20 protein-coding genes are annotated in these 20,469 nt (G+C 70.4%); 2 read left to right on the top strand and 18 right to left on the bottom strand.

Annotated features, from left to right (window positions below):
• Positions 1–147 precede the first annotated feature (147 nt).
• The 13 genes from AB0C20_RS26310 to glyA form a co-directional block, all read right to left on the bottom strand.
• Positions 148–603 carry a DUF2550 domain-containing protein gene (locus AB0C20_RS26310; RefSeq protein WP_357184867.1) on the bottom strand — a complete coding sequence of 152 codons (456 nt, stop codon included), beginning with the start codon at positions 601–603 and terminating at the stop codon, positions 148–150.
• 12 nt (positions 604–615) lie between these two features.
• Positions 616–897: a F0F1 ATP synthase subunit epsilon gene (locus AB0C20_RS26315; RefSeq protein WP_030333186.1), complete on the bottom strand. Its 282-nt coding sequence runs from the start codon at positions 895–897 to the stop codon at positions 616–618.
• Between the two features lie 88 nt (positions 898–985).
• The gene (locus AB0C20_RS26320) at positions 986–2,128 is read right to left on the bottom strand and encodes an LCP family protein (RefSeq protein ID WP_357184864.1); all 1,143 of its coding nucleotides are present in this window, start codon (positions 2,126–2,128) and stop codon (positions 986–988) included.
• Between the two features lie 221 nt (positions 2,129–2,349).
• The gene (atpD, locus tag AB0C20_RS26325; protein WP_238677311.1) at positions 2,350–3,786 is read right to left on the bottom strand and encodes a F0F1 ATP synthase subunit beta; all 1,437 of its coding nucleotides are present in this window, start codon (positions 3,784–3,786) and stop codon (positions 2,350–2,352) included.
• Positions 3,786–4,715 (bottom strand): F0F1 ATP synthase subunit gamma, encoded by a 930-nt coding sequence (locus AB0C20_RS26330; RefSeq protein ID WP_328652358.1) that lies wholly within the window; start codon positions 4,713–4,715, stop codon positions 3,786–3,788. Before AB0C20_RS26330 ends, atpD begins: the two co-directional genes overlap by 1 nt.
• A 4-nt stretch (positions 4,716–4,719) precedes the next feature.
• The gene (atpA, locus tag AB0C20_RS26335; protein WP_357568955.1) at positions 4,720–6,372 is read right to left on the bottom strand and encodes a F0F1 ATP synthase subunit alpha; all 1,653 of its coding nucleotides are present in this window, start codon (positions 6,370–6,372) and stop codon (positions 4,720–4,722) included.
• Between the two features lie 165 nt (positions 6,373–6,537).
• Positions 6,538–7,359 (bottom strand): F0F1 ATP synthase subunit delta, encoded by an 822-nt coding sequence (locus AB0C20_RS26340; RefSeq protein WP_357568956.1) that lies wholly within the window; start codon positions 7,357–7,359, stop codon positions 6,538–6,540.
• Positions 7,359–7,898, bottom strand: a complete 540-nt coding sequence (locus AB0C20_RS26345) for a F0F1 ATP synthase subunit B (protein ID WP_091406472.1) — start codon at positions 7,896–7,898, stop codon at positions 7,359–7,361. The genes AB0C20_RS26340 and AB0C20_RS26345 overlap by 1 nt, the downstream gene beginning before the upstream one ends.
• A gap of 33 nt (positions 7,899–7,931) precedes the next feature.
• A complete protein-coding gene (locus tag AB0C20_RS26350; protein WP_238677315.1) occupies positions 7,932–8,165 on the bottom strand; it encodes an ATP synthase F0 subunit C in 234 nt (77 codons plus the stop codon).
• 66 nt (positions 8,166–8,231) lie between these two features.
• Complete coding sequence (gene atpB / locus AB0C20_RS26355) at positions 8,232–9,029, bottom strand: F0F1 ATP synthase subunit A (RefSeq protein ID WP_357568957.1); 798 nt, start codon at positions 9,027–9,029, stop codon at positions 8,232–8,234.
• Between the two features lie 11 nt (positions 9,030–9,040).
• Complete coding sequence (locus tag AB0C20_RS26360) at positions 9,041–9,277, bottom strand: AtpZ/AtpI family protein (protein ID WP_091405894.1); 237 nt, start codon at positions 9,275–9,277, stop codon at positions 9,041–9,043.
• Positions 9,278–9,458: 181 nt separating this feature from the next.
• Complete coding sequence (locus tag AB0C20_RS26365; protein WP_357568958.1) at positions 9,459–9,884, bottom strand: hypothetical protein; 426 nt, start codon at positions 9,882–9,884, stop codon at positions 9,459–9,461.
• Positions 9,877–11,166, bottom strand: coding sequence for a serine hydroxymethyltransferase (glyA, locus tag AB0C20_RS26370; RefSeq protein ID WP_357568959.1), 1,290 nt, complete (start codon positions 11,164–11,166; stop codon positions 9,877–9,879). Before glyA ends, AB0C20_RS26365 begins: the two co-directional genes overlap by 8 nt.
• 35 nt (positions 11,167–11,201) lie before the next feature.
• On the opposite strand from glyA, the gene AB0C20_RS26375 reads away from it, so the two are divergent.
• Entirely contained in the window at positions 11,202–12,662 is a 1,461-nt protein-coding gene (locus tag AB0C20_RS26375; protein WP_357568960.1) for an SDR family oxidoreductase, read from the top strand.
• 245 nt (positions 12,663–12,907) lie between these two features.
• Here AB0C20_RS26375 and AB0C20_RS26380 read toward each other — a convergent pair whose 3' ends face one another.
• From AB0C20_RS26380 to prmC, 4 genes are all read right to left on the bottom strand, one after another.
• Positions 12,908–15,019: a transglycosylase domain-containing protein gene (locus tag AB0C20_RS26380; RefSeq protein WP_357568961.1), complete on the bottom strand. Its 2,112-nt coding sequence runs from the start codon at positions 15,017–15,019 to the stop codon at positions 12,908–12,910.
• A gap of 106 nt (positions 15,020–15,125) precedes the next feature.
• On the bottom strand, positions 15,126–15,737 hold the full coding sequence (locus AB0C20_RS26385) for a phosphotyrosine protein phosphatase (RefSeq protein ID WP_357568962.1): 612 nt from the start codon (positions 15,735–15,737) through the stop codon (positions 15,126–15,128).
• Positions 15,738–16,385 (bottom strand): L-threonylcarbamoyladenylate synthase, encoded by a 648-nt coding sequence (locus AB0C20_RS26390; RefSeq protein ID WP_091406475.1) that lies wholly within the window; start codon positions 16,383–16,385, stop codon positions 15,738–15,740.
• Positions 16,385–17,332: a peptide chain release factor N(5)-glutamine methyltransferase gene (gene prmC / locus AB0C20_RS26395; protein WP_357568963.1), complete on the bottom strand. Its 948-nt coding sequence runs from the start codon at positions 17,330–17,332 to the stop codon at positions 16,385–16,387. The genes AB0C20_RS26390 and prmC overlap by 1 nt, the downstream gene beginning before the upstream one ends.
• A 73-nt stretch (positions 17,333–17,405) precedes the next feature.
• Between prmC and AB0C20_RS26400 the strand changes: the two genes are divergently transcribed.
• Positions 17,406–18,950, top strand: a complete 1,545-nt coding sequence (locus tag AB0C20_RS26400) for a GGDEF domain-containing protein (RefSeq protein ID WP_357184850.1) — start codon at positions 17,406–17,408, stop codon at positions 18,948–18,950.
• Positions 18,951–19,186: 236 nt separating this feature from the next.
• Here the strand turns inward: AB0C20_RS26400 and prfA are convergent, their stop codons facing one another.
• Entirely contained in the window at positions 19,187–20,275 is a 1,089-nt protein-coding gene (prfA, locus tag AB0C20_RS26405) for a peptide chain release factor 1 (RefSeq protein ID WP_091405908.1), read from the bottom strand.
• Positions 20,276–20,469: the final 194 nt, after the last annotated feature.

The raw sequence follows: 20,469 nt of genomic DNA on the forward strand, positions 1-20,469 counted from the left end.
GAGTTGGAGCGACTGTCCGCGCGTCGCTTCGTGCAGCTCATGCTCGTCCTGTTGGTGTTGGCGTTCGCCGTCACGGCGGCGGAAGCCTGACCGCCCGGAGCCGGGCGGGCTCCCCCGGAAACCCAGAAGAGCAACCAAGAGCGAGCCTCAGGCAGCCGGCCAGTCCTGGGAGGCCATACGCGGCGAGACCGCCCCCGGAGGGGCGGCCTCAAGCCAGGAGAGAAAACCGGTGACTGTCGATCGCGCCATGGCGATCTCCACCGGTGCGTGGTGACTGGTACAGCGGAGGATCACCCAGTCGGCCGGCATGGAGAACCGTTCCTGACCTTCGGGCAACCGGCGGCGCTCCACGGACAGCCCCTTGCGGGAGAGCACCCGCTTGGGCCGGATCGCGAAGCTGAACATCCGGTACCAGCGCAGCTCGTCACCGGCGAACCGGCCGAAGCCGGGTGACCAGCCGCGGCCGTCGAGCATGGTGGAGACCCGGACGCTGAGCCGGATGATGCCACCGCTGCGGGTGACGAGAGCTCGCCGGACGAAGAGGATCAGAAGCGCGCCGAGGATGACGACAACGCCGATTCCGAATCCTTCGACGATCTCCATCCCCGGTGTGGCTCAGCGGCTCTGCGCGGAGACCGGGGTTGCGCTCTCGGCCAGCACGGTGACACCGTCGGCGCTCACCGAGAGGAAGCCGCCGGCCACCTCGTAGGCGACCTGCTCGCCGCCGGCGAGCTTGATGCGTACCTGGCCGGGCTCGGCGAGTTGGCCGAGTAGCGGCGCGTGCCCCGGCAGGACACCGAGCTCGCCTTCGGTCGTCCGGGCGACGACCATCTCGGCGTCACCGGACCAGACCTTCTCCTCGACGGCGACGAGCTCGACGTGAAGCTGCTGTGCCACGCTGTCTCCTTGCTGCGGCTACGGATTGCCGAAAGTCTAGCCTGACGACGCGGCGCGCCCAACGCGGGTGGGGACAACGCCGACCTGACTACTTGGCCTTGTTGACGAATTCCGGGTGCTCCAGCAGGAACGGGTCGAGTTGCTCGTTGTGCAGGGCGGTGAAGAAGTCCGGAACACCGTTCTGGAACTGCTCGCCCAGGTACTTCTGGCCCTCGAAGACCCCGCCACCGGGCAGCTTGATCATCTCGATGGTGTTCGGGCGGATGTCCTTCAGGGCGAGCCCGAAGTCGACGACGCTGTTGCCCCGGCCGTTGAAGATCAACGACTGACCGGCGGCGCGGAGCACCTTGTCCAGCTTGATCGGGTTGGACACCACGTCGGCGCTGAACGCCTGGCCGACCATGGCCTTGACGAACTGCTGCTGGTGGCGCTGCCGGCCGTAGTCGGAATCCGGAACGCCGTTCTTCGGGTAGCGCTGCCGGACGTAGTCCAGCGCCTGCCACCCACTCAGGTGCCGGTTGCCCTTCTTGTAGATCGCCTGCGGGCCGACGTAGCCCTCACCACGGGTGTTGCCCGGCCGCGGCTTGCCGTCCGGCTGCTTGTGCTCGGACTTCACGTCCCGCTCGATGTACATGTCGACACCGCCCATGGCGTCGACGATCTTTTGGAAACCGGTGAAGTTGATGATCGCGCCAGCGTCGAAGCGCTTGATGCCGGTGACGTTCTGCACTGTGCTGGCCAGCAACTCGAAGCCCCGTGCCGCGTCGGGGTTGGCCCCCGGCACCTTGCTGCCGAACGACATCGCGGCGTTGATCTTCGTGGTCTCGCCCGGGAAGTCGGCCTTCTTGAACGCCGGGATCCGCACGTAGAGGTCACGAGGCAGCGAGAACAGGTAAGCCCGGTCCATCGAGGCCGGCACGTGCAGCACCATGATCGAGTCGGCCAGCGGCGCGGCCGTCGGCGTACGCGGGTCGATGCCGACGAGCAGGATGTTGAGCGGACCCTTGATGTCGCTCTTCTTCGCCTGGGCGCCCGCCGCTTGGTCGCCGAAGAGGTCGGCCTTGCCGACGGACCCCTCGTAGCGGGCCATGAGAACCTCGGTGCCGACCAGCACGGCGCCGCTGAGCACTGTCAGCACGGTGCCGAACACAGTGCAGATCCTGGCCCACCGCGGCACACCTCGCCAGATGGACGGCTTGCGGCCACTCTTGCCGGCCTTACCCACGAGCATCTCCGTTCGTTACGCCCACGACGAGGAAGACGGGCGCACGTCGTCGAAAGGTTGCAAAGATCAACGCTCGTTCAGGTGAGCGCGGAACGAACCGTAGCTCGGGAGCCGCGGGAGTGACGACCACGAGTAACGGACCGCGACGATGGTAAGACGCGAACATGAACAAAAGACTGCCCCGGCATTGCCGGGGCAGTCTTTTTGCTACGGATCGATGGGGCTGGTCAGCCCTTCATCAGCTCCTCAGCCTTGCGCTCCAGGTCCTCGAGACCGCCGCACATGAAGAACGCCTGCTCGGGGAAGTGGTCGTACTCACCCTCGCTGATCTTGCGGAACGCCTCGATGGTCTCCTTGATCGGGACCGTCGAACCCGGCACGCCGGTGAACTGCTCCGCCGCGTAGGTGTTCTGCGAGAGGAAGCGCTCGATCCGCCGGGCGCGAGCCACGGTGATCTTGTCTTCCTCGGAGAGCTCCTCGATACCGAGGATGGCGATGATGTCCTGCAGGTCGCGGTAGCGCTGCAGGATCCGCTTCACCTCGGTGGCAACCTGGAAGTGCTCGTTGCCGACGAACTCCGGGGCGAGGATCCGGGACGAGGACGCCAGCGGGTCCACGGCCGGGTAGATGCCCTTGTCGGAGATCGACCGCTCCAGGTTGGTGGTCGCGTCCAGGTGGGCGAACGTGGTGGCCGGGGCGGGGTCGGTGTAGTCGTCCGCCGGCACGTAGATCGCCTGCATGGAGGTGATGGCCTGGCCCCGGACGGAGGTGATCCGCTCCTGGAGCTCGCCCATCTCGTCGGCCAGGGTCGGCTGGTAACCCACGGCGCTCGGCATACGACCGAGCAGGGTGGACACCTCCGAACCGGCCTGCGTGAAGCGGAAGATGTTGTCGATGAAGAGCAGCACCTCCTGCTTCTTCACGTCCCGGAAGTACTCGGCCATGGTCAGCGCGGAGAGCGCCACCCGCAGCCGGGTGCCCGGCGGCTCGTCCATCTGGCCGTAGACCAGCGCGGTCTTGTCGATGACGCCGGACTCGGTCATCTCGGCGATGAGGTCGTTGCCCTCACGGGTGCGCTCACCCACGCCGGCGAAGACCGAGGTACCACCGAAGTTGCGGGCGACCCGGGTGATCATCTCCTGGATGAGCACCGTCTTGCCCACACCCGCGCCGCCGAACAGGCCGATCTTGCCGCCCTTGACGTACGGGGCGAGCAGGTCGATGACCTTGATGCCGGTCTCCAGCATCTCGGTCTTCGGCTCGAGGTCCGCGAAGGCCGGGGCCTTGCGGTGGATGCCCCACCGGTCGTCGGCCTCGAACGTCTCGCCCTCTTTGAGGTTGAGCACCTCGCCGATCGCGTTGAACACCTTGCCCTTGACCGCGTCGCCCACCGGCACCGTGATCGGCTCGCCGCGGTCGCGCACCTCGGCGCCACGGACCAGGCCGTCGGTCGGCTGCATCGAGATGGCACGGACCAGGTTGTCACCCAGGTGCTGGGCAACCTCCAGGGTCAGCGTCTTCTCACCGCCGGACAGGTTCACCTTTACGTTCAAGGCGTTGAACAGGGCCGGCATGGCGTCGCGCGGGAACTCGGCGTCGACGACCGGGCCGATGACCCGGACCACGCGACCCGTGGCCGTCTTGGTCTCTACTGGTGCAGTCATCACACTTCACTTCCCGACGCGGCCAGCGCGTTGGCGCCGCCGACGATCTCGCTGATCTCCTGGGTGATCCCGGCCTGGCGAGCCGAGTTCATCTCGCGCGTGTACTTCTCGATCATCTCTTCGGCGTTGTCGGTGGCGCTCTTCATCGCCCGCCGCCGTGCCGCCGACTCACTCGCCGCCGACTCGATCAACGCCGCGTAGATCCGCGTGTTGATGTACCTCGGCAGGAGCGCGTCGAGCAGCGCCTCCGCCTCCGGCTCGAACTCGTACGCCGGCAGCAACCCCTCGGAGCGCGGCCGGTCCTCCACCTGCATCGGACCGATGACCTTGGTGACCGGGCTCTGCGTCATGAGCGAGTGGAACTCGGTGTAGACGATGTGCAACTCGTCGACGCCGAGCACCCCGTCCGCTCCGGCACCGCCGTCGACGTCGTCCGCACCGGCGGTGAACGCCTTGATCAGCGTCTCACCAACGGTACGGGCGTCCTCGAACGACGGCTGCTCGCTGAAGCCGGTCCAGTTCGCCTCGATCGGCCGCTCGCGGAACCGGTAGAACCCGACACCCTTACGCCCGATGACGTAGAGCACCGGCTCCTTGCCGTCTGCCTTGAGCCGCGCGATCAGCGACTCTGCCATCCTGATCGCGTTGGAGCTGTAACCGCCGGCCAGGCCACGGTCGCTGGTGACCAACAGGACGCCGGCCCGCCGCACCCGCTCACGCGGCGTGAGCAGCGGGTGGTCGATCCGCGCGTTGGACGCCAGCGCCGTGAGCACACCGGTGATGGCCTGGGCGTACGGCAGGGACGCCTGCACCCGGGCCTGAGCCTTGGCGATCCGGCTCGTCGCCACGAGCTCCATCGCCTTGGTGATCTTCTTCATCGACTTCGCCGAGCGGATCCGTTGACGAAGAACGCGTACCTGGGCCGCCACGGGATCAGCTCTCGGCCGGGCGGTCGGTCGCGCTGTCGCGGAAGCGGGTCACCGTCTCGCGGTTCTCGTCACCCTCGAGCGGAGCGGCCGGCGCGTCGTTGACCTTGCGCTCGTCCTCCTTGTTGAGGAAGACCTGCTTGAACTCGGCGATCGCGCTGTCCAGCGAGCCGATGATGTCATCGTTCCACTGGTTGTCGGCGATGCCGGCCAGCACACCCTCGTGCTTGTGCCGCAGGTACTGCAGGAACTCCGACTCGAAGCGCCGGACCTCACCCACCGGGATGTCGTCCAGCTTGCCCTCGGTGCCGGCCCAGACCGAGACGACCTGCTCCTGCACCGGGAACGGCGAGTAGTTCGGCTGCTTGAGCAGCTCGACCAGGCGCGAACCGCGGTCCAGCTGGGCACGGGAGGCCCGGTCCAGGTCGGAGGCGAAGGCGGCGAACGCCTCCAGCTCGCGGTACTGGGCCAGGTTGAGCCGCAGTGAACCGGCGACCTTCTTCATCGGCTTCACCTGCGCGGCGCCACCGACACGGGAGACCGAGGTACCGACGTTGATCGCCGGACGGACGCCCTGGTTGAACAGGTCGGTCTCCAGGAAGATCTGACCGTCGGTGATCGAGATGACGTTGGTCGGGATGAAGGCCGAGATGTCGTTGGCCTTCGTCTCGATGATCGGCAGACCGGTCATCGAGCCGCCACCCAGCTCGTCGGAGAGCTTCGCGCAGCGCTCCAGCAGGCGGGAGTGCAGGTAGAAGACGTCACCCGGGTACGCCTCACGGCCCGGCGGGCGACGCAGCAGCAGCGACACGGCGCGGTACGCCTCGGCCTGCTTGCTCAGGTCGTCGAAGACGATCAGGACGTGCTTGCCGCCGTACATCCAGTGCTGCCCGATGGACGAGCCGGTGTACGGGGCGAGGTACTTGAAGCCAGCCGGGTCGGAAGCCGGCGAGGCGACGATGGTGGTGTATTCCATCGCGCCCGCCTCCTCGAGCTGCCCCTTGATGGAGGCGATCGTGGAGGCCTTCTGGCCGATGGCGACGTAGATGCAGCGAACCTGCTTCTTCGGGTCGCCGGTGCGCCAGTTGTCCCGCTGGTTGAGGATGGCGTCCAGGGCGACAGTGGTCTTACCGGTCTTCCGGTCGCCGATGATGAGCTGCCGCTGGCCCCGACCGATCGGGGTCATCGCGTCGATGGCCTTGATGCCGGTCTGCAGCGGCTCGTCGACGGACTGCCGGGACATCACGTTCGGAGCCTGCAGCTCCAGCTCGCGGAAGCCCTCGTTGGCGATGTCGCCGAGCGCGTCGATCGGCTCACCGAGCGCGTTCACCACGCGGCCGAGGAAGGCGTCGCCGACCGGAACGGAGAGAACCCGCTCGGTGCGCTTGACGCGCTGCCCTTCCTCCAGCTTGGCGGAGTCACCGAGAACGACGACGCCGATCTCGCGGACGTCGAGGTTCAACGCCACGCCGAGCGTGCCGTCCTCGAACTCCAGGAGCTCGTTGGTCATGGTCGAGGGCAGGCCCTCGACGTGGGCGATACCGTCGCCGGTGTCGGCGACGGTGCCGACCTCCTCGCGGGAGACGTCGGACGAGTAGGAAGAGACGTAGCGCTCCAGGGCGCCGCGGATCTCCTCCGTCGAGATGGTCAGCTCGGCCATCCTCTGCTTCCTTAAAATTCAGGGGCCCGGGATACCTAGTACCGACCGGTCCGAATGGCGTCTGTCATTCCGGGCACTGAGCGATCCAGTCACCCCGATGCTGGGCGGCGGAGCCGCTCAGCGCCGGGGCGGCGAAGCCACCGCATTGCTGGGCGGCGGAGCCGCTCAGCGCTTCGCGAGCGCGTTGCGGGTCTCGTTGAGGCGGCGCAGGATGGTGCCGTCGTACAGGTCGGAGCCGACCCGCACGCTCACGCCACCCAGGACGTGGGGGTCCACCGTCTGCTTGACGGAGACCTCTCGACCGTATATCGCGCTGAGGCTCGCACCCAGCCGGCGCTCGTCCTCGTCACTCAACGGGGCCGCGACGGTCACGTACGCCACCTGCCGGTCGCGTCGCTCGGCGGCGAGTTCCACCAGCCGGGTGAGCGCGCCGGTGAAGGAGCGCCCCCCGTACCCGCCGAGTGCGACCTCGACGAGGCGGACGGTGACCGGACGGGCCTTGTCAGCGAGCAGCTCGCGGGCCAGGGTGGCCCGCTGCTCGACCGGGGCGACCGGGTCGGCGAGCGTGTTGCTCAGCGCCGACTGACCGGAAACGACCTGACCGAAGCGGAACAGCTCGTCCTCGACCTCGCCCAGCTCGCCGGCCTTGTCGGCGCTGGCCAGCAGCGCCTCCACACCCAGCCGCTCGGTGCCGTCGAGCAGCTCCGACGGTGCCGACCACCGGCCGGCGACCAGCGACACGAGCAGGTCGAGCGCGTCCGCGCCGATCCGCCCGCCCAGCATGTCGCCGAGCAGAGCGCCGCGATCCTCGCCGGACCGGGACGGCTCGGAGAGCGCCCGGCGCAGCCGCGGCTCACGCCGCAGCAGGGTCGCCACGGAGAGGATGGCGTCGGCGGTGGAGGTCACCGCTGACGGCTCCGCGCCGCGGACGTACGTGTCGAGGCGCTCGGCCGCGACCTTGTACGACTCCCGGCTGGCGGCCTGCATCAGCGGGCCCCCGTGCTCTCGAGACCGCTCAGGAACCGGTCGACGGTGCCCTTACGGCGTGCCTCGTCGGCCAGCGACTCGCCAACGATCTTGCTGGCCAGGTCCACCGCGATCGTGCCGACCTCCGCGCGCAGCTCGCGCACGATGGTGGCCCGCTCGGCGGCGAGCGCGTCCTTGCCCGCCTGGATGACCCGGTCGGACTCTTCCCGCGCCTTGGCGAGGATGTCCTGGCGGATGCCCTCGGCGTCGGCCCGCGCGTCGTCACGGATCTTGGCGGCGTCGGTCCGGGCCTCAGCGAGCTGGGCACGGTACTGCTCGAGCAGCTGGTTCGCCTCGGCCTGGGCGGCCTCGGCGCGCTTGATGCCGCCCTCGATCGCGTCGACCCGAGCCTGGAACGTCTGCTCCATGCGCGGGAACACGAACTTCATCAGCACGAAGCAGAGCACGGCGAAGGCGACCGTGCCGACCACGATCTCCTGCCAGATCGGAATGATCGGGTTGTGCTCTGACTCACCACCCTCGGCGGCGAGGAGGAACAACATGGGTGACCTCCCGGTCGGAAGGGGCGGGTACTACTTGGCCCAGATGAAGCCGAAGGCGATGCCGAACAGCGCCAGCGCCTCGATGACGGCGAAGCCGATCCAGACGTACGGCAGGGTCATGCGCGACGACTCGGGCTGCCGGGCGGTCGACTGGATGTAGGCGGCGAAGACCAGGCCGACGCCGATGCCCGGGCCGATGGCCGCGAGACCGTAGCCGATGGCGGCGGTGCTGCCGTTGACCTCGGCGAGAACGCTAACGTCCATTGGTGTGGTTCCTCCTGGTTATCACGCGTGACTCTCACGCGGGACGACAACGGGTTGGTGCGTGGATCAGTGCTCTTCGGCGAGCGCACCCTGGATGTAGCTGGCGCTCAGCACGGTGAAGACGTAGGCCTGCAGGACGATGACCAGCGCCTCGAGAAGCGTCAGCGCCACCGTCATCACCCAGGAGACCACCGAGACCGGCGCCAACCAGGCGTTGGCGTTGAGCATCGCGAAGCCGCCGAGCGTGAATACCAGCAGGAGCATGTGGCCGGCGAACATGTTCGCGAAGAGACGGACGGCCAGCGAGAACGGCCGGATGATGAAGGTCGAGAACGCCTCGATCGGGATCAGCAGCGGCAGGATGTACCACGGTGCCGGGGGGATCAGGGCGTGCTTGAAGTATTTGCCGAAGCCGTGGTGCCGGATGCCGATGTAGTTGAACAGCACGTAGCTGATCACCGCGAGGATCGCCGGGAAGGCGATGTGCGAGTTCGGCGAGATCTGGAAGAGCGGAATGATCGCGAACGCGTTCGTCACCAACACGAAGCAGAACAGCGTCGTGAAGTAGGGAGCGAACCGCACGCCCTGGTGACCGATCATGTCGACCGAGATGTTGTTCCGGACGAAGCCGTAGATCGACTCGGCGAACCACTGCTTCTTGGTCGGCACCAACTTCGGGTTCCGATAGGTCGCCAGGAAGAAGATGATCAGAACGCCGACCGCGACCCAGATCATCAGCGTGAACTTGGTGAACCACGGGGCGTTCTCCACACCCCAGGGCGCGATCGCGGGCAGGTAGAAGTCGTCCACACTGGGTGGGAATGCCGCCTGGCCCGCTGCCAGAACGTTCGCCTGTCCGAACACCGTGTCCCTTCCTAAGTAGGCGTGCCGAGCCGACGGACGACGAGGATGATCCCCCCGGTCACGCCGAGCACGACGCCGATGCCGGTGGCGACGCCACCGGTATCGAGCCACTGGTCGACCAGCCAGCCGATGAAACCCCACACAAGCATTCCTCCGATGAGGTAGCTGAGCGCGGTCCAACCCTGACCGGCGCCGGACGGATAATCGTCCGGTTCACCGGCGGGACGGGGGGTTTGGTCACCAGCCATGACGGGGCGAACGATATCAGCCGGGAAGACGAGGCTGTGCCTCACCCCCCGCACAACCGTCGTTGTGTGGGCTTCTCGTGGGCGCCGTCGTCTGTGGGCACGCTACTCCCCTTCCGCCCGTCGGAAAATGACCGGAGGCCGACACATTGCGGCGCGTCCGCTGGTTGGGACGACCGCCAGGTCAGCCGCGCGGCCGGCGAGCGTGCACCGTGGTCAGCCACCAGAGGTGCACCGCTGTCCACACTGCCACCCCGGCGACGATGCCAAGGCAAAGAGGGATCAAACCGGGCCATCCGGTCGACGCCACCGCCACCAGCACCACACCCAGCAGGCTGAACTTCAGCACGTACAGGCCCAGGCCGAGCGGCAGCAGCAACTGCGGGTTGACCTGGTCGGCCCGGGCCAGCACCACAGTGGTGAGGGTGTAGCTGAGCACCGTGACCCCCACGCCGGCCGCCGCGCCGAGCGCGGCCGTCACGCCGCCGGTCACCCCACCCACCACTGCGGCGACCGCGGCGAGCGCCGCCGACGCGCCCAACAGCGCCGGCAGGTGCCGCAGCCGCCACCGCCGGTCGGTGTCCGGCTCGACCACCCCGGGCTCAGCCACGGGGGTACGCCGGAAACGCCGCCACCAGCTCGGACACCTCGGCACCGAGCCGGGTCAACTCGTCGGCCCCGCCCGGAGCGCCGGGATCGGTGCGCACCGCACGGGCGATCAGCGTCGCCACCTGGCGCAGCTCCCCCTCGCGCATCCCCTGCGTGGTGACGCTCGGCGTGCCCACCCGGATGCCGGAGGCCACCATCGGCGGCTGCGGGTCGTACGGGATGGCGTTCTTGTTCAGGGTGATCGACGCGGCGTCGCAGCGTCGCTCGGCCTCGGTGCCGGTCACCCCCAGCTCCCGCAGGTCGATCAGGGCGAGGTGGGTGTCGGTGCCACCGGACACCGGGCGCATCCCCTCGTCGGCCAGCCCGGCGGCGAGCGCCTGGGCGTTGCTGACCACCTGCCGGGCGTACGTCTGGAAATCCGGCTGGGCGGCCTCGCGCAGCGCGACCGCCTTCGCCGCCACCGCGTGCATCAGCGGGCCGCCCTGGGTGAACGGGAAGACCGCCTTGTCGATCCGCTGGGCCAGCGACTCGCGGCACAGGATCATGCCGCCGCGCGGCCCGCGCAGCACCTTGTGGGTGGTGGCGCAGACGACGTCGGCGTACGGCACCGGGGACGGGATCGCCCGGCCGGCCACCAGGCCGATGAAGTGCGCCGCGTCCACCATCAGGTACGCCCCGACCTCGTCGGCGATCTCCCGGAACCGCGCGAAGTCGATCAGGCGCGGGTACGCGGTGGCCCCACAGATGATCAGCTTGGGTCGGTGCGCCCGCGCCAGGTCCCGTACCTCGTCGTAGTCGATCTGCTCGGTGTCCGGCCGGACGGGGTAGCCGACCGGGTGGAACCACTTGCCGGAGAAGTTCACCCGGCTGCCGTGGGTGAGGTGCCCGCCGTGCGGCAGGTCCATCGCCAGCACCGTGTCCCCCGGCTGCACCAGCGCGGCGTACGCGGCCAGGTTGGCGCTCGCCCCGGAGTGCGGCTGGAGGTTGGCGTGCTCGGCCCCGAAGAGCTCCTTGGCCCGGGCGATGCCGATCTCCTCGGCCCGGTCCACCTCGGCGCAGCCGCCGTAGTAACGCCGGCCCGGGTAACCCTCGGCGTACTTGTTGGTCAGCGTCGAACCGAGCGCGGCCAGCACCGCTGGCGAGGTCAGATTTTCGCTGGCGATGAGCTGCAAGCCGCCCCGCAACCGGTCCAGCTCGCCGAGGACCACCCCGGCGATCTCCGGGTCGGTGGCCCTGAGCTGCGCGAAATCCGGCCCCCAGAAGGTGCTCGTCTCGGTCTCCACAGCGAACGAGTCTAGGGGGCCGCAGACTGGGAGCTGTGAGATGCCTCGTCACCGGAGCGACCGGCTACATCGGCGGGCGGCTGACGCCGCTGCTGCTCGCCGACGGACACACAGTGCGCTGCCTCGCCCGCAAGGCGGTGCGGCTGCGCGATGTGCCCTGGGCCTCGGCGGCCGAAATCGTCGAAGGGGACCTGAGTCGACCGGAGACGCTGGCCGCCGCGTTCGCCGACGTGGACGTCGCGTACTTCCTGGTGCACTCGCTGGGCCGGTCCGACTTCGAGGCGGCCGACCGGGCGTCGGCGACCAACTTCGCGGCGGCGGCGCGCGAGGCCGGCGTACGGCGGATCGTCTACCTGGGCGGTCCGCTGCCGGCGACCGATGCGGCCCCCTCGCCGCACCTGCGCTCCCGGGCCGAGGTGGGCCGGATCCTGCTGGCCAGCGGGGTGCCCACTGCGGTACTCCGGGCGGCAGTGATCATCGGCTCCGGTTCGGCGTCGTTCGAGATGCTGCGGTACCTGACCGAGCGGCTGCCCGCCATGATCACACCGCGCTGGGTGCGCAACCGGATCCAGCCGATCGCCGTCCGCGACGTGCTGAGCTACCTGGTCGGCTGCACCACCCTGCCGGCGGAGGTCAACAGGGGCTTCGACATCGGCGGGCCGGACGTGCTCACCTTCCGCGAGATGATGCAGCGCTACGCACGGGTGGCCGGGCTGCGCCGGCGGATCATCGTGCCGGTCCGGGTGCTCACCCCGTCGCTCTCCTCGCACTGGGTCGGCCTGATCACCCCGGTGCCGAACAAGATCGCCCGCCCGCTGGTGGAGAGCCTGATCCAGGAGGCGGTCGCGGACGAACACGACATCGCCCGCTACGTCCCAGACCCGCCGGGCGGGCTGACCGGCTTCGACGACGCGGTGGCGCTGGCGCTGACCAAGGTGCGCGACGCCCAGGTGGAGACCCGCTGGTCCACCGCAAGCGGCCCGGACGCGCCCGCCGAACCGCTGCCCACCGACCCGGTGTGGTCCGGCGGCACCGCCTACACCGACGTCCGGGAGCGGACGGTGGACGCACCACCAGCGGCGCTCTGGCGGGTCGTCGAGGGCGTCGGCGGCGAACACGGCTGGTACTCGTTCCCCCTCGCCTGGTCGATCCGCGGGTGGCTGGACCGGCTGGTCGGCGGGGTCGGGCTGCGCCGGGGCCGACGCGACCCGCACCGCCTCCAGGTCGGTGAGGCGCTGGACTTCTGGCGGGTCGAGGAGATCGTCCCGGGCGAGCTGCTGCGACTGCGCGCCGAGATGCGGCTACCCGGCCGGGCCTGGCTGGAGATGCGGGTACTGCCAACCGACGACGGCCGCAGCCGCTACCAGCAACGCGCCGTCTTCCTGCCGCGCGGCCTGCCGGGGCACGCCTACTGGAAGTCGGTGGCCCCGTTCCACGCTGTGGTCTTCGGCGGAATGGCCCGCAACATAGCCCGCAACGCCGAACAAACCCCCTAACCACACCCCGCACCCCGCACCCCGCTCCCCGCTCCCCGCTCCCCGCTCCCCGCACCCCGCACCCCGCTCCCCGCACCCCGCTCCCCGCTCCCCGCACCCCGCTCCCCGCTCCCCGCTCCCCGCTCCCCGCGATCTTGCACTTTGTGTTGCCGATTTATGGGGTCTCGGCACCTTTTATCACGACAGAAAGTGCAAGATCGGCGGGATGGGTGGGGTGGGGTGGGGTGGGGTGGGGTGGGGCGGGGTTAGTTGCCGGCTTGGGGTTGGGCTTGGAAGGCGGTTCGTTCGCTCGGCGGGACGAAGTCGCGGACCGGTTGGTCACGCAGGGCGAAGGCGAGCACCTCACCGACCGCGTTCACCATCTGGGCCTGCACCGCCTGACCGACCGCGTCCCGGGGATCGTCCGGGTTCGCGGCCATCGAGGCGACAGCGAGCTGCGGCGTGAACGCCACCACCGTCTCCGTCTCGTACCGCTCCGAACTGCCGGTCTTGCCCGCCACCGGACGGCCGAGCTTCGCCCGCAGCCCGGGTGCGGTGGCGCCGTCGCAGCGCCCGTACATCGACTGGTCGCCGACCGGGCAGCGGGCCGCGTCGGTGGCTGCCCGCGCCACGTCGGCGTCGAGCACCTGTCGGCAGTCCGGCTTGGCCGCGTCGACCGGCCGGCCGCCCGAGTCGGTGATCGAGACCACCGGCAGCGGCGCGCACCAGGTCCCCTCGGCCGCCACAGTGGCGTACGCGCTGGCCAGGTCCAACGGGGTCGTCGCGGCCACGCCCAGGGTGAACGGACCCCAGTCCTTCGCGCCGTAGCGGGCCAGCTTGGCGTCGGACTCGGCCCGCAGCACGATGCCGAGCCGCTCGGCCATCTCCACCACCCGGTCGGCGCCGACCTTCTCGGTGAGCCAGGCGAAGTACGTGTTCACCGAGCGGCCGAACGCGCTCCACATGGTGCGGGGGCCGTCCATCGACGACGGGCTGGCGTTCGCCGGGCACCACCGTCCGTCGCAGCTCGCCTCACCGGTCACCGGGAAGCGGGTGAGCAACTGGGTCGGCGCCACGAAGTCGGTCGACAGCGGCAGGCCGGACTCCAGCGCGGCCAGCAGGGTGAAGAGCTTGAACGTCGAGCCGCCCTGGTACCCCTCGATCGCGCCGCCGCCGGCGATCAACTGGTTGACGGTGTTCGGGCGGTTCTTCTGCCCGACCGGGTTGTCCGCGACGCTGTAGGCGCGGTTCACCGACATCGCCAGCACCCTCCCGGTGCCCGGTTGCACCACGGCGGTGGGCACCGCCTCGGCCCTGGTCGTCGAATAGATCTTCAGCACCTGCTCGGTGGTGGCCCGCTGCACCCCCGGGTCGAGCGACGACACGATGGAGAAGCCGCCCCGACGCAGCGCGCGCTGCCGCTCGTCGGCGGTCGCCCCGAACGCGGACTGGCTGCTCCACCAGCGGGTGAACCAGTCGCAGAAGAAGCCCCAGTCGTTGTGCGCGTCGGGCACGCCCGTGCAGTCGTTCGGGGTCTCGCTGGGTCGCAGTTGCAGCGGTTCGGCGCGTGCCGCCGCCGCCGCGTCCGCCGCCACCTGCCCCGACTCCACCAACCGCTCCAACACGTACGACCGCCGGGCCACCGCGCTGTCGGCGTCGCCGTTGATCGGATCGTCGCTGTCCGGCGAACGCACCAGACCGGCGAGCAGTGCCGCCTGGGCCAGGGTCAACTCGGCCGGGGAACGGGAGAAGTACCGCTTGCTGGCCGCCGCGATGCCGTACGCCCCGGCACCGAAGTAGGCGATGTTGAGGTAGCGGGTCAGGATCTCGTCCTTGTCGAGTTCCCGCTCCAACGCGAGCGCGTACCGCATCTCCTGGAGCTTGCGGACGGTGGTGAGTTCGGTGGCGGCGTCACGCTGCGCCTCGGTCAGGCGGGGGTCGTTGCTGAGCACGTTGCGGACGTACTGCATGGTCAGCGTGGAGGCGCCCTGCCGGGTCCGGCCGTCGCGCTTGTTGACTGTGAACGCGCGCACCGCGCCCCGCAGGTCGACCCCGCTGTGCTGGTAGAACCGGACGTCCTCGGCGGCCACGATCGCCCGACGCATCACCGGAGCCACCTCGTGCAGCGGCACGTCCACCCGGTCCTCCTGGTAGAAGGAGGTGATCAGGGTGGTGCCGTCGTTGGCGTAGAGGTTGGAGCGCTGCGCGGTGGGCGGCGTCCGGAGTGTGTTCGGCAGCTCCGAGTACGGCGTCGACAGGGCGCTGAAGCCGATCCCGAAGACCAGGGCCGCTGGCAGTGCGGCGGCGGCCAGCACCAACCCGGCCAGCACTCCGGCGATCACCACGGTCAGCAGTTTGTCGAGTTGGGCCCGGATCATCAGCTCTCCCCGCAGGAGCCGGTCACGCTAGGACCCGTTCAGAATGACCCGGAACGCCCCTTTAGCCCTGGGTTTTCCCCAAACCCGGAGGAAACTCGCACCACGCTCAGGGGAGCAGTGCGCCGGCCAGCGGGTGGACCGTCTCCTCGATCTCGTCGGCGACCCGGCTGAAGCACTGGTCGCCACGACCCCACGGGTCGTCCAGATCATCGGTAGCCAACGCCGAGGCGCCCAGCCGCGCGTCGTGAGCCGCCGCCACCAGGGCAACCCCACGGGCGTACACGGCCTCCGGGGTGGCGTCACCCGGCGGCAGCGCGGCGGCGTCCACCGCGGCCAGCAGCCGGCCGAACTCCCCCAGCACGAACGTGCGGGCCGCCGCGTCCGGACGAAGCGCCACCACGTACTCAAACTGGTCGGCGGTGGCGGTCAGGACCAGGTCGGCGGCGTCGATGTGGTCCGAGCGCAGCTTGCGCGCGGCGAACCCCGCCACGTCCCCACCACGGCCGGTGACCTGCCGTGCCGCCGGCGGGTTCATCTCCTCGCCCGCGTGCCAGCCACCAGTGCCGGCGCTGTGGCTGTGCACCAGCTCCTCGGCCTGGGCCGGGTCCTGCGAACGCCGGGTCAGCCGCTCCCGCACCGCCAGGGCCAGCAGCCGCTCCGCCATCGGCGAGCGGCAGATGTTGCCCATGCAGACGTGCAGAACCGTGAACGGGGGCACTCAGACCGCCCGACCGTCGACGAGATCCGGAACCACGTCGCGCAGCTTCTCCAGCGGGATCGCCCCGGCCCGCAACAGCTGCGGCACCTCACCGGTCAGATCCACGATCGTGCTGGGCACCGGGTCCGGGCAGGGGCCGGCCTCCAGATAGGCCCGCACCGAGTAGCTGAGCTGGTCACGCGCCTCGTCGGCGGTGACCGCGGCCGGCTGGCCGGTCTTGTTGGCCGACGAGACAGCCATCGGGCCGGTCTCGCGCAGCACCTCCAACGCCACCGGGTGCAGCGGCATCCGCACCGCCACCGTGCCGGTCTTGTCGCCCAGGTCCCACTGCAGGCTCGGCGAGTGCTCGACCACGATCGTCAGCGCACCCGGCCAGAACGCCTCCACGAGGTCCCGTGCGGCGGTGGGCAGCGAGAAGACCAACCCGTCCAGGGTGTGCCGCGAGCCGATCAGCACCGGCGGCGGCATCTGCCGACCCCGGCCCTTGGCGTCGAGCAGCGCCTTCACCGCGTACGGGGTGAACGCGTCCGCGCCGATCCCATACACGGTGTCCGTCGGGAGAACGACCAGCTCGCCGTTCTTGACCGCCTCGATCGCCGCAGCGATGCCGCGGTCCCGATCGGCGGGCGACCGGCAGTCGTAGAGCATCACGAGGAGTCAGTCTGCCACGCCGACCCGATCGGGGCGTGCTGGCCGTCCGCCCGTCGGGACGCGGTGGCGTAGCGGGGACGCCCGGTGAGGTCCAGATGCTCCGCGACAGCGGTGAAGCCGCCGTTCTCGGCGAGCAGCTCGGGCACCGCCGCGCCGTGGGTGTCGTCGTGCTCGACGCCGAGCAGGCCACCCGGGCGCAACAGCACCGCCGCCCGGGCGACGACCGGCCGGATCACCACCAGACCGTCGGCACCGCCGAAGACCGCCTCCGCCGGGTCGTGCCCGGCCACCTCCGGCGGGACCACCACGTCGTCCGGCACGTACGGCGGGTTGCAGAGCAGCACGTCCACCCGGCCCACCAACTCGGCCAGCAGGTCCGGCGCTGTCACATCGGCCTCGACCACCTCGATCGGGCGGTCCCCCGCCGCGGCGCGCTCCGCCGCGTTGCGCCGCAGCCAGGCCAGCGCCGCCGGGGACCGCTCCACAGCGATCACCCGCGCTCCCGGCAGCTCCTGAGCCACCGCCAGCGCGATCGCGCCGGAGCCGCTGCACAGGTCCACCACCACCGGGTCGGGTCGGCCCTGGGCCTGCTCGACACCCCAGCCGGCCAACAGCTCGGTCTCCGGCCGGGGCACGAAGACACCCGGGCCGACCGACAGCTCCAGGTGCCGGAACCCGGCCCGACCGGTCAGGTGCTGCAACGGCTCACGCGCGACACGGCGGCGCGTCAACTCGTCGAGCCGCACCAGTTGGTCGTCGCTCAGGTCGTCGGCGAGAGCCAGCCGACCCCGGGGAACCCCGAGCACGTACGCCGCCAGCAACTCGGCCTCCACCCGGGCCGAGCCGATCCCGGCGGCGGCGAGCGCGCGGGCCGCTCGGGCCACCGCGGCGGACGGCCGGATGGGGCCTGTCCCTTCGGGGGGGTGTTGCGGCAAAGTACTCACGACATAATCATGAAGCGTCGCGGGCGACGTGACGAACAGGTGCGCCCAGGCGCGCACGACAGGAGGTTGACGGGTGGGCTGGCTCGACCGGGTCGATGACCAGGTTGACGCCCTGACGCACGCCCGGGCGTTGCAGGAGGCCAGCCGCTCCGCGGAGGCGTACGTCCTGCTGGAGCGTGTGATCCGCACCACCAACGATCCGGCGGCGCGGGCGGACGCGATGGTGCAGCGCCTCTCCGCGCTGATCAATCTCGGTCGGACTGCGGAGTTCACCAGGGCCATCGAAGAGGCGTCGGCGGCGGTCCGCGACCTCGCCGAGCCCTACCTGCACGGTCACCTCAACGCGCTGGCCGCCCTCGCCGCGCACCACCAGGGCGCCCTGGACCGCTGCGTCATGCACCTCGTCCGGGCGGCCCGGGCGCTGGGCGCCGTCGCCGACCCGGACCGGGACACCGCCTGGGGCTGGCACGACCTGGCCATGGCCTACAGCTACCTCAGCTTCCACGGGTACGCCCTGGGCGCCATCGAGCGGGCCCGACAGCTCGGGCTGACCGCCGGGATCCCGGAGGAGACGTTCGCCGCTCCGGGCATCCGGCTGCGCAACGCCGTGGCCCTCGACCACAACGGCGACAGCGACGGTTGCCTGCGGGTGCTCCGGGACGTGGCCGCCGACCTGACCCGCTTCGTCCGCGCCGGGCGGGCCGGCCAGCTACGCCCGAGCAGCCTCGCCGCGTACGGCTACGCGGCGGCCCGACAGGCCGCGCTCGGCGACCAGGTGGCGACCGAAGGCCCCGAGCCGGCCCGGTTGATCACCCACGGCGGGGACAGCGCCCGCGCCCGCGACCTGCGTCAGCTCGGTCAGGTGTGCCTCGCCGTCGCCGACGGTAGGCCGATCGAGGCGGTCGCCCGACTGGACACCGTCCAGGTCTCCAACGAGACGCTCGGGGCGGCCGAGCCGGCCCGATTGCGCAGCATCGCGTTGACCCGCGCCGGGGACCACCTGGCGGCGCACCGGGCCGACCGGCTGGCGTTCCGGCTCGCCGCGCAGCGCAACGACCGGCTGCGCGACGTCTACATCGACGGCATCGCCGCCCGCATCGACCACGAGGAGATGCGCCGCGAGGCCGCACGCTTCGAGGGCGAGGCGTTGACCGACCCGCTCACCGGGCTGCCCAACCGCCGCCGGCTGGAGCGCTACATCACGGCCGTCGTCACCCGCGGCGATCGAGTGGTGATCGGCGTCTGCGACCTGGACGGCTTCAAGGCGGTCAACACCCGGCACGGGCACCACTCGGGCGACCTGGTTCTGCAACGCGTCGCCGGCGTGATCAACCGGGTGATGCGCCGGGGCGACTTCGTGGCCCGCTACGGCGGCGACGAATTCGTTGTGGTGCTGCCGGACACCGGCATGACCGAGGCCGCCGAGGTGGCCCGCCGGATCGAGGCAGCGGTCCGCCTGGAGGACTGGGAGTCGTTGGTCCCGGGCACCCCGGTCGGGGTCAGCATCGGCTTCGCCGAGGTCTCCGGTGGCAGCGGGCTGCGCGACGCGCTCAGCGTCGCGTTCGAGCAGGCCGACCGCGAGATGCTCCGCGCCAAGACCCGCCCCCGCGCGAGCTGACCCCGGCCGGGCGCTGGCCCTGGCGCTGGCGCTGGCCCTGGCGCTGGCCCTGGCGCTGGCCCTGGCGCTGGCCCTGGCGCTGGCCCTGGCGCTGGCGCTGGCGCTGGCGTCGATCAAGGAGTTGTGGTGCCCCACGAGAACCCCACGCCGTGCCAATTCGCCCACCACAACTCCATGATCGGCGGGGCGGGGCGGGGCGCGGGGCGGGTCAGGGGCGGGGCGGGTTGGTGTCGCGGTCAGCGGCGGGTTAGCTCGGTGTCGCCGGCTAGCCGAGCGGCCCGGTCTGCCTCGGTGAGCGCGTCCAGCACCCCGTCCAGCTCGCCACCGAGCGCCAGGTCCAGGTTGTACGCGGTGTAGCCGATCCGGTGATCGGTGATCCGGTTCTGCGGGAAGTTGTAGGTGCGGATCCGCTCCGAGCGGTCCACAGTGCGCACCTGGGCCTTGCGCGCGTCCGAGGCGGCGGCGTCGGCCTGCTCCTGGGCGGCGGCGAGCAGCCGGGCCCGCAGGATCCGCATCGCCTGCTCCCGGTTCTGCAACTGGGACTTCTCGTTCTGGCAGGAGACGACGATGCCGGTCGGCAGGTGGGTGATCCGCACCGCCGAGTCGGTGGTGTTCACCGACTGGCCACCCGGGCCGGACGAGCGGAACACGTCGATGCGCAGTTCGTTCTGGTCGATGGTGACGTCGACGTCCTCGGCCTCCGGCAGCACCAGCACCCCGGCGGCGCTGGTGTGGATCCGGCCCTGCGACTCGGTCACCGGGACACGCTGCACCCGGTGCACGCCGCCCTCCCACTTGAGCCGCGACCAGACGCCGTTGCCGCCGTCCGGCACACCCTTGGTCTTGATCGCCAGGGAGACGTCCTTGACCCCGCCGAGGTCGGAATCCTGCGCGTCGATCACCTCGGTGACCCAGCCGTGCCGCTCGGCGTACCGGGTGTACATCCGCAGCAGGTCACCGGCGAACAGCGCCGACTCCTCGCCACCCTCACCGGCCTTTATCTCGACGATCACGTCCTTGGCGTCATGCGGGTCGCGCGGAATGAGCAGCTCGGCGAGCCGCTCCTCCAGCACCGGCAGGGACCCGGCGATGGCGTCCGCCTCGGCCGCGAAGGACGGGTCCTCGGCGGCCAGCTCGCGAGCCGCGGCCAGATCGGCGCGGGCCTGCTCCAACTCGTCGGCGGCCTTGTGCAGCGGCACCAGCTCGGCGTACCGGCGGCCGACCCTGCGCGCGGTGGCCTGGTCGGCGTGGATGGCCGGATCGGCCAACCGCTTCTCCAGCTCCGCGTACTCGTCGAGAAGGCCGGCCAGACGCTCGCTGCTCATGCTGCGGATGCTCCTTCGACGGTGCGCGACGACCGGGCCGGGGCCGGGAGGCCAGCAGCCGGGTGGAATGGGAGGAAAATGCGGACGGCGCCCGCGTCCGGTGGAAAACCGGCCGAGCCGTAACCGGATCCTATTGACGCGACGAGCGGCGCGCGGGTTATTGTGCTCTCGTTAGCAGGAGCACCCTGCTCGAA

The organism is Micromonospora sp. NPDC048843, assembly GCF_040649965.1.
Classification (GTDB): Bacteria; Actinomycetota; Actinomycetes; order Mycobacteriales; family Micromonosporaceae; genus Micromonospora; species Micromonospora hortensis.

Coding starts and splice junctions, on each gene's coding strand:
- atpA (WP_357568955.1), bottom strand. CDS start 6,372: ATGGCCGAGCTGACCATCTCGACGGAGGAGATCCGCGGCGCCCTGGAG.
- AB0C20_RS26350 (WP_238677315.1), bottom strand. CDS start 8,165: ATGGACGTTAGCGTTCTCGCCGAGGTCAACGGCAGCACCGCCGCCATC.
- AB0C20_RS26360 (WP_091405894.1), bottom strand. CDS start 9,277: ATGGCTGGTGACCAAACCCCCCGTCCCGCCGGTGAACCGGACGATTAT.
- AB0C20_RS26320 (WP_357184864.1), bottom strand. CDS start 2,128: ATGCTCGTGGGTAAGGCCGGCAAGAGTGGCCGCAAGCCGTCCATCTGG.
- AB0C20_RS26390 (WP_091406475.1), bottom strand. CDS start 16,385: ATGCTCTACGACTGCCGGTCGCCCGCCGATCGGGACCGCGGCATCGCT.
- atpD (WP_238677311.1), bottom strand. CDS start 3,786: ATGACTGCACCAGTAGAGACCAAGACGGCCACGGGTCGCGTGGTCCGG.
- AB0C20_RS26340 (WP_357568956.1), bottom strand. CDS start 7,359: ATGCAGGCCGCCAGCCGGGAGTCGTACAAGGTCGCGGCCGAGCGCCTC.
- prfA (WP_091405908.1), bottom strand. CDS start 20,275: ATGAGCAGCGAGCGTCTGGCCGGCCTTCTCGACGAGTACGCGGAGCTG.
- AB0C20_RS26380 (WP_357568961.1), bottom strand. CDS start 15,019: ATGATCCGGGCCCAACTCGACAAACTGCTGACCGTGGTGATCGCCGGA.
- AB0C20_RS26310 (WP_357184867.1), bottom strand. CDS start 603: ATGGAGATCGTCGAAGGATTCGGAATCGGCGTTGTCGTCATCCTCGGC.